This window comes from Levilactobacillus senmaizukei DSM 21775 = NBRC 103853, assembly GCF_001592085.1.
Lineage (GTDB): Bacteria > Bacillota > Bacilli > Lactobacillales > Lactobacillaceae > Levilactobacillus > Levilactobacillus senmaizukei.
Genome location: NZ_BCWD01000001.1, coordinates 155849 through 161848 on the forward strand (window position 1 = coordinate 155849; position 6000 = coordinate 161848).

Sequence of the window (6000 nt, forward strand, 5' to 3'; positions counted from 1 at the left end):
GTTTTACACGGTTCCGGTATGCTTATTCTTACGGAATCATAAACTGATCCAAGAGGAGAACAACCGTGTTAGACATCTTAAAAGCCATTATTTTAGGCATTATCGAAGGAATTACGGAGTTCCTGCCGATCAGCTCCACCGGTCACCTTTACCTGGCCGACGAATTCGTCAAACTCCATGAGTCGACGGCCTTCATCAACATGTTCATGGTCGTCATCCAGTTGGGCGCCATTCTGGCCGTTCTGGTCCTGTACTTTAACAAGCTAAATCCCTGGGCCCCCAGCAAGGGCATCCGCGAGCGGCAGCAGACTTGGACGTTGTGGCTGAAGGTGGTCATTGCGGTCCTACCTTCCGTCATCGTGGGGATTCCCTTAAATGACTGGATGGATGCCCACCTAACGAGTTGGCAAGTGATCGCAGCGACCCTAATTATTTACGGGATCCTATTCATTTGGATTGAAAATTATAACCAGGATCGGACCCCCATCTTCACCGACCTTAACCAACTACCCATTAAACTGGCCATTCTGATTGGACTCTTCCAAGTGTTGGCACTGGTTCCAGGAACCTCCCGGTCAGGCGCGACCATCCTCGGTGCGATTCTCCTTGGGACCTCACGCTACGTGGCCACCGAATTTTCCTTTTTCTTAGCAATTCCGACGATGTTTGGCGCCTCACTCTTGAAAGTCTTGAAGTACTTCCTGCATGGCAACAGTTTCACCGGCATGCAACTGATCGTCCTGTTAACCGGCGTGGTTGTGTCCTACGTGGTCGCCTACCTAGCCATCAAATTCCTGTTACGTTACATCCGCAATAACGACTTTAAGTCGTTTGGTTGGTACCGAATTGGCCTGGGGATCATCGTTATCAGCTATTTTGGATTAATTCGTGGATAATTGGTCAAAATGTTAAAATAATTGCGGTTTTGATGACTTAAACCGTCATCCATGTCACCAGGCCCGCCGTTATGGGCATTAAGCGTTGTCATTCTCCCATACTTTTACGACTTATATCTCAAATTTTACGTATAATGGCGAAGATGTGACGCCGTTTTAACTCCTTAGTAATAAAACTGCAACACTCTTCTTGTATTCTAGTAAGTAACGAAAACGAGATTAGGAAGAGTGTTTAATAAAAATATGTCTAAATTTAAAATCAAAATTGCATCTATCTTATTAATGTTCGGCTTCACTTTCGGTATGGTTACCGATGTGACTAGCAGCCTGGTCTCGTCAAATGTGACGACGGCCCAAGCCTCAACCAAGGTTTCCGCTAGTCAAAAGAAGAAGATCGCTAAGATCAACGCCGGCCTTTCTAAGAAACAAAAGAAAGCCAAGAATTGGATCGCCTACCACGAATCCCGTTACAACTACAGAGCTCGTAATGGTCATTGTTATGGTCGTTACCAACTCTTGAAGTCTTACCTGCACGGCGACTACTCCCCTGCAAACCAAGAAAAGACTGCTAACAAGTATGTTAAGGGTCGTTACGGTTCTTGGACCAAGGCTAAGAGCTTCTGGCAACATCATCACTGGTACTAAAATGTCATTTATTCGCGGCTAATCCCCCACGGACTAGCCGTTTTTTTGATCTTCGGGTACACTAGAGAAAATACGCTCAGGAGAAGTGACGCTTTTGAAACGACGATTCTTATTATTAACCGGGCTCCTTGGCTTACTGCTCATCGGCGGTGGCCTGGCCATCTTCACTCACCAGCCATCGACAGGGACCCCTACCTCATCGACAAGTAAACCGACCCCCAAGCGGCAAACGCCAAAATTGACCGTTCACGAGCTGGCCCACAATCCGGAATTGAAATATACCAGCATTATTTACTTTGCCCTCCACCAACCCAAGTTACAACGGTGGCAGGAGCTTTCTGACTTAGAGGCCGGCTGGCAAGTCGAGCGCTATCCGCATGGCAACGACTGGCGTTATTTGGTTTGGCCAGATAAGCACATCACGGATGCCGAGAAGAATCTCGAACCTAATTGGTTTCGCCTCACCGCGCATCAGGGCGTGGCCTACGACAGTATGATCGTCCACTCCTTTCGCAAGGATCAGACCTACTCGACAACCCTCCCCAAAATTGTCACCCTGATTAATGAAAGACATGCCGCCAAGCAGGTTCGCCACCTCAGTCACAACCTGACCGTCAAGTCCCATAAATAATCTAACGAAAGCGGACCCCGACAACCGTCGAGGTCTGCCTTTTTTTGTTCTATGATATCTGATATCAGCACCATCTTTAGGTCAAAAAAAGAGGTCCAACTCGCAAATGAGTTGAACCTCGCAAATTTCCCTTATCAACGCTCGTTGACAAAGAGTCACTCTTATTTACTTAAGAGAATCCACATCTAATGTTCCCGTTTCTTCCAACCGGCCAGGCCGACTAAGCTTCCCAAAAGTGCCAGGCCAACAAGGGCTAAACTGCTCCCCCATTGTTCATTGGTCTGTGGCAATTCAGCCTTGCCTTGAGCCAGGTTAACGGGTGTCTTCCGCGACTGTACGCGCTTGACAGGCGTCGCCAGTGGTTGCACCTTAGCACCTTGACCACCGGCCGTGACGACGGCCGCCTGATCACCTTCAGCCTTAGGCGTGACAACCTTGACTGGTGCCTTAGGCGTCGTTACTGGCTTCTTGCCAGGCTTTACAATGGCAGCCCCACCACCCGCAGTGGGTCCAGTGGTTGGTGGCGTCACGTTACCGCCACCGTTATTATCACCGCCGCCACCGGTCGTCGTATCCGCCACGTAGGTGACGACGACGGTCACATCGGTACTTTCTGGCGTAATTACTTGGGCCGTGGTTTGGGTCAAATCCTTGGCTGGGTCAGTCGTCGAAGCGGCGTGCATCCCCGCTACGGTCGGATTCTTAACGGCAGCAAATGCTAATGGGTTACCGTCCTGGTAAACGGTCCAATTGGCATCGGTTGGTCGACCGGTGACATCCAATTCTGGTGTACCGGTGGCAGCCGGATTACTGTAGGTCACAGCGTCTTGGGTAACTTGATCCGTTACCGTGGCAAAGTTCATGGTCTTCGTCACCGGAGTAGCGACCGGCTTTTGTTGTTGATCCTGGTACGTAATCGTTTCTTTAACGGCCTTTTCAGTTGTCTTAAAGTCGTGGGCTAACGTAATCGTAAAGTCGAGATTTGTGTCGGCATCTTTCCCGAAGACAATTGCGCTGGTACCATCGGCATTCTTAGTGGTGTCACTGACCAACTTGTAGCCCTTAGCCACGGCTGGATCAATCACTAATGCGGAGTCAAAGGTACTGGTCGTCCCAATGGCGCCCCGCAGTTCAGGATTAGTCGTGTAGTCTAACGTTTGAACCGTCTTACCCGTCGTGGCTAACGGTCGCGCGCTTGGCGTTGACGTAAACCATGCGAATAGCTTGTTTGGCCCCAGCAAATGGAATGTCGGTTGATTGACTGATATCGGTCCAGGTCTTGCCATCCACGCTGGTTTCAGCCCCGGTATAAACGTAGTCCGGGAAGTCCTTCCGGTAACTATTCAAGGCGACCTGAGCATCTGACGTCCCGTTGTACTTGTCGGTAACTGGCGTCCCATCTTCATTGGTGATCGGCGTGAAGTTCCCGGCGGCATCCTTAGTCCCATAATCCACGGAGACATTCCAAGGCAAGACGTCCTTGTAAAACAGGACCGTCCAGGTCTTAGGAGCATCCGTCAGAGTCGTGGTCCAGCTTGTCTGACGCGTCGCTTTACCATTGCCAGCCGACCAATCAGAGTACAGACCCGTACCATCTAAAATCAAGCCAGAGAAGGTGTACCCCTTGGCAATCTGTTGGTTCAGGAAAGTCATGACCGTGGCGTTAGCTTGTACGTTCACATCGGAACCCACATCACCAGAAATCAGCGTTGCAGGGGCCAAGTTAAGCTGTTGCCCATCGGCTTGCAGGAGTTGAATGTTAACGTTTAAATCACTGACATCTTCAGCCATGTCATACGGTTGAATGATGTACCCAGCGAAGCTACTGTTTGGATCGGACCAAATTGTAGATAGGCTACCATAGTCTGTATCCGTTCCAGTAAGCAAGTTGTACCAGCTCAAGGTATTATCGTTGATACTCCCAGCGTCGGCACTAGATGGGAATAGGGACGGATATTTGGCATTATTAGCATTATCGAAACCTTTAACCGGTAAGTTAGCTGCCGACAGGTCCTTGATAATAAAGGATGGCGTCGTGTAACTCAATGTCCCATCAGCGGTATCGTTCTGGCCCTTGCCAAGCGCGGTACTAACGGTGATCGGAGCCAATAAAACATGTTGTTCAGCTAATTGAGTCCCCGTCTTGATGTCCAGGCTCTTATCCGTAGCTAGTGGTGAGATATCGGTAATTTGATTATAGGCCATGTCGACCGTCGTCAATTGGTCTTTATTACTCAGTGCAGAGATATCGTTCACGGAGAATAACCTCACGGTAATACGCTGCAACTTGTTCAAGTTACTTAAGGCCCGAATATCCCATAAATTTCCAGATTGAAAACCATCGTTATACGCATTGACACTAACCACAAGATTAGGGTTAAGATACAGGCTTTGAAGATTCGTCGCGTTCTGAAGACCTTCCAGCGTGGTCATCGACATCAACGCATAGTAGTACGTTGAGGGCTGGTTATTACTGTTGACCGCTTGCTTGTTCTCATCCGAGTAGATACTCGTAACCGTGGCGAGTTCGGCCTTCGTAAAGTTATCTCTGAAGTCCGCAATGGTTGCATACTGCTTAGTAAAATTGCTTTGCCAAATAAAGTATTGCAAACCAGAATCGGGCATCCATTCGTCAATGTAGAGTGGATGCGTCCCATCGCTGTATTGTAGCGGGGAATTCACATCCATTCCCTTAGCATCCTGCGCAATATTATTGGCGTATGTCTCGCCTAACCAAACCTTTGACCCCTGTGCTTGATACTTTGTGCTATAACCATTGACGACGCGTAAGTCGGTACTGACCCCGTTAGCGTCCGAGTGGTCATAAGTATATTGAAGCCGATGGGTCTTGCTGACATTGAACACCGCTTGGCCTGTGACCTTATCCGTCAGGTCATCTGGATTTTGAACGGTGATCCCAGTCTTCACGTTAGTAGGCGCTGATGTCGTTGCATCGTTGGTAACATCTGTGCTTTCTGTCACTGGTGTAGCACCAGTTTTCCCAGCACCTCCGGCGTTTCCAGCACTTCCGGTGTCTCCTCCAGCGCCTGCGGTATTTCCATTAGTCCCTCCTGCTGAATTCTGAATTGAATTTGCAGGGTCTTGTTGCTCCGATCCCTCTGGCTTTGAAGAACTCCCATTAGCCCCTGACACATTTTCCGTCTTTGGTAGGTTGTCATCCGCCTGCGCAGTCTGGGTCCCTTGTGGTCCTGCAATGATGCCGACTGCCATAGTGGTTACCGTGATACCGGCTACCAGCCAGCCCTTGTGTGACTTGTACATCTTATAATGTGTTCTCTGTTCAAAATTCTTCATGATTGGTCCCCCTCATTAACTATGACCAAAAATCAGATAATTTGAAACCAAGCCTATACCGCATATCGTTCTATAAGCTCTATTTACTATCCATTATAGTCAGGTTGTGAGAAGTAATCAATGACGTGAAACTTTGTGGCACATAAATGTTTCTCTGATCATCTAATAACGCAGTCATATCGGGATTTTTAACGAAAATATTTTTAAATAAAAAAGTTAAATTTCATAACAAATCAATCGAATTTAGCAACCAATTGTGTACTATTTAAATGCTTTATTGATTTTCACAATCATTATTAAAGCAACTAACGTCAATCTCCAAATGGAGACAGTTGAATAATACTTTAGCTTTCAAAAATCACCAAAATAAGCTCCCCTGCTAACTATTTTTTTCGTAGTTAGCGTTTTTTTGTTTAGTCGCTTTTAATTATTGCCGCAGGTGATATCGTTGATTGCGTTTCCTGATGACACCGACCAAGACTGAATAATCTTCAACCTCAAGCCACAAAAAAA

5 protein-coding genes are annotated in these 6000 nt (G+C 47.7%); 3 read left to right on the forward strand and 2 right to left on the reverse strand.

What is annotated here, in order from left to right; genetic code table 11:
- Positions 1-65: 65 nt before the first annotated feature.
- From LSE01S_RS00790 to LSE01S_RS00800, 3 genes are all read left to right on the forward strand, one after another.
- Positions 66-896, forward strand: coding sequence for an undecaprenyl-diphosphate phosphatase (locus LSE01S_RS00790; protein ID WP_061775718.1), 831 nt, complete (start codon positions 66-68; stop codon positions 894-896).
- 243 nt (positions 897-1139) lie between these two features.
- Positions 1140-1541: an aggregation-promoting factor C-terminal-like domain-containing protein gene (locus LSE01S_RS00795; protein ID WP_061775719.1), complete on the forward strand. Its 402-nt coding sequence runs from the start codon at positions 1140-1142 to the stop codon at positions 1539-1541.
- 94 nt (positions 1542-1635) lie between these two features.
- Complete coding sequence (locus tag LSE01S_RS00800) at positions 1636-2172, forward strand: hypothetical protein (protein WP_061775720.1); 537 nt, start codon at positions 1636-1638, stop codon at positions 2170-2172.
- 185 nt (positions 2173-2357) lie between these two features.
- Here the strand turns inward: LSE01S_RS00800 and LSE01S_RS00805 are convergent, their stop codons facing one another.
- Positions 2358-3458, reverse strand: coding sequence for an LPXTG cell wall anchor domain-containing protein (locus LSE01S_RS00805; protein ID WP_082622284.1), 1101 nt, complete (start codon positions 3456-3458; stop codon positions 2358-2360).
- The gene (locus LSE01S_RS10885; RefSeq protein ID WP_061775722.1) at positions 3340-5487 is read right to left on the reverse strand and encodes a KxYKxGKxW signal peptide domain-containing protein; all 2148 of its coding nucleotides are present in this window, start codon (positions 5485-5487) and stop codon (positions 3340-3342) included. Before LSE01S_RS10885 ends, LSE01S_RS00805 begins: the two co-directional genes overlap by 119 nt.
- Positions 5488-6000: the final 513 nt, after the last annotated feature.